The organism is Streptomyces sp. UH6 (genome assembly GCF_013421635.1).
Classification (GTDB): domain Bacteria; phylum Actinomycetota; class Actinomycetes; order Streptomycetales; family Streptomycetaceae; genus Streptomyces; species Streptomyces abyssomicinicus.
Genome location: NZ_JACADT010000972.1, coordinates 1 through 2,130, shown reverse-complemented (window position 1 = coordinate 2,130; position 2,130 = coordinate 1). Strand labels below are relative to the sequence as shown.

The 2,130-nt window shown below is 72.6% G+C and carries 2 protein-coding genes; both read left to right on the top strand.

Annotated features, from left to right (window positions below):
• On the top strand, positions 1-526 hold a 526-nt coding region (locus HW445_RS28180), incomplete at its 5' end, for a DUF485 domain-containing protein (protein WP_180223679.1).
• 20 nt (positions 527-546) lie between these two features.
• Positions 547-2,118 (top strand): cation acetate symporter, encoded by a 1,572-nt coding sequence (locus HW445_RS28175; RefSeq protein ID WP_180223680.1) that lies wholly within the window; start codon positions 547-549, stop codon positions 2,116-2,118.
• Positions 2,119-2,130 lie beyond the last annotated feature (12 nt).

Sequence of the window (2,130 nt, the reverse complement as noted above, 5' to 3'; positions counted from 1 at the left end):
GCCCTCCCCGGGCCGCCGTGCCGCCCGGCCCGGCGAACACTTTCCCCCGCCCGGCGAGCACTTCCCCCTGCCCGGCGAGCACTTCCCCGCGTACGGCGAGCAGTTCGCCCCGTCCGACGAGCCCTTCCCGGGGCCGGGCGGACCGTTCCCGGGACCCGGGGCCCGGTTCCCCGAGCCGGGTGGGCGGCTCCCGGCGCACGACGAGGCGTTCCATCCGTTCGACGCGCAGCCGGCGCCCCGGCGGCACGCCGACGACCTGGAGCCGCTGCGCGCCGCCCACCGCGGGCAGCGCCGCACCGCCGGCCTCGTCCTGCTGGGCTTCTTCGCGCTGTACGTCCTGCTGACGGTGTTCGCCCCGTCGCTGGCGGACACCCGGCTCGGCGGCGGCCTCAGCCTGGGGCTGGTGCTCGCCCTGCTCCACCTTCCGCTGACCGTGCTCGCCCTGTTCGCCCACGAGCACACCGCGCACCGACGGGTCGACCCCCTGGTGGACCGCGTCCGGGCACCGCGGGGGGAGGGATCGTGAACGACTTCTCCGCCCACTCGATGTCCCTGGTCGCGTTCTGCGCCGTCGCCTCGATCACGCTGCTGCTCTGCGTCATGACCGGGCCCGACCGGGACGACCTCCAGGAGTTCTACACGGGCTACGGCGTCCTCACCCCGTTCCGCAACGGCATGGCGATCGCGGGCGACTACATCTCCGCGGCCACCGCGCTCGGCACCTGCGGACTGGTGGCGTTCTTCGGCTACGACGGGATGCTGCTGGCGCTCAGCACCGCGCTGTCGATGATGCTGCTGATGCTGTTGCTGGCCGAACCACTGCGCAACACCGGCAGGTTCACCATGGGCGACGTACTGGCCCGGCGCACCGCCTCCCGCGCGGTGCGGATCACGACGTGCGTGGTGACGGTCGTGTCGCTGATCCCGATGATGCTGGTGCAGCTCGCCGGGGCCGGACAGCTCATGTCGTTCATCCTCGGCTTCGACAGCGAGGCCCTGGAGACCGGCATGGTGATCGGCCTGGGCGTGCTGATGATCAGTTACGCGGCGATCGGCGGGATGAAGGGCACCGCGTTCATCCAGCTCCTCAAGATCTTCGCCCTGCTGGGCTCCGGGGTCATGGTCTGCGGGGTGCTCCTGGCCCGGTACGACGGGAATCCGGGAGCGCTGTTCGACGCGGCGGCGGCCCGCAGCGGCATCGGTGACGCGTTCCTGAGCACCGGCGTGGAGTTCGCGGGGCACCCGTTCCCCCGGCTCGACATGCTGTCGATCCACCTCTCGATCCTGCTGGGCGCGGCGGTGCTGCCCCACATCACCATGCGCATGTTCACCGCGGAGGACGCGCGGCAGGTCCGGCGGTCGATGTCCTGGGCGGTCTCCTCGGTGACGCTGTTCTCGCTGATCGTCGTCGTGGTGGGGTTCGGGGCGGTGGCGCTGGTCGGGCGGGGCCCGATCGCGGCGGCGGACCCGCAGGGCAACACCACCTTCCTGCTGGGTTCCCGGGCGGCGCTGGGCGCAGACGAGTCGTACCTGGCGGCGCTGCTGTTCACCACGGTGACCACGGCGGTGTTCCTCACCCTGCTCTCCTCGGTGGCCGGCATGATCCTGGCCTGCGCCAACTCGATCGCGCACGACGTGTTCGCGGGGCGGGGGCGGCCGGGTGCGCGCCGGGAGGTGACGGTGGCGCGGACGGCCGCGCTCGCGGTGGGCGTCGCGGCGATCGTCCTGGCCACCCTGGTGCAGCACCGGAACCTCCAGCCGCTGGTGACGCTGTCGATCAGCCTGGGCGCGTCGGCGATCGCGCCCGCCCTGGTCTACAGCCTGTTCTGGCGGCGGTACACCCGGCGCGGGGTGCTGTGGACCCTGATCGGAGGCTCGGCCGCGGTGCTCCTGCTCACGCCGTTCACCAACCTGGTCTCCGGCTATCCCAACTCGGCCCTGCCGGAACACCACTTCAACTGGTTCCCGTTCACCACGACCGGCCTGGTGACGATCCCGCTGGGGTTCGCCCTCGGCTGGCTGGGGACGGTGACCTCGGGCCGCCGCGCGGTGCGGGAGCAGGAGCGGCGGTACGCGGAGCTGGAGCCGCGCATCCTGGCGGGCGTCGACTCCCGGTAGACCGGCCCCGGG

Bases quoted from the DNA above. Each gene is read 5' to 3' on its own strand.
- HW445_RS28175 (WP_180223680.1), top strand. From the start codon at position 547: ATGTCCCTGGTCGCGTTCTGCGCCGTCGCCTCGATCACGCTGCTGCTC.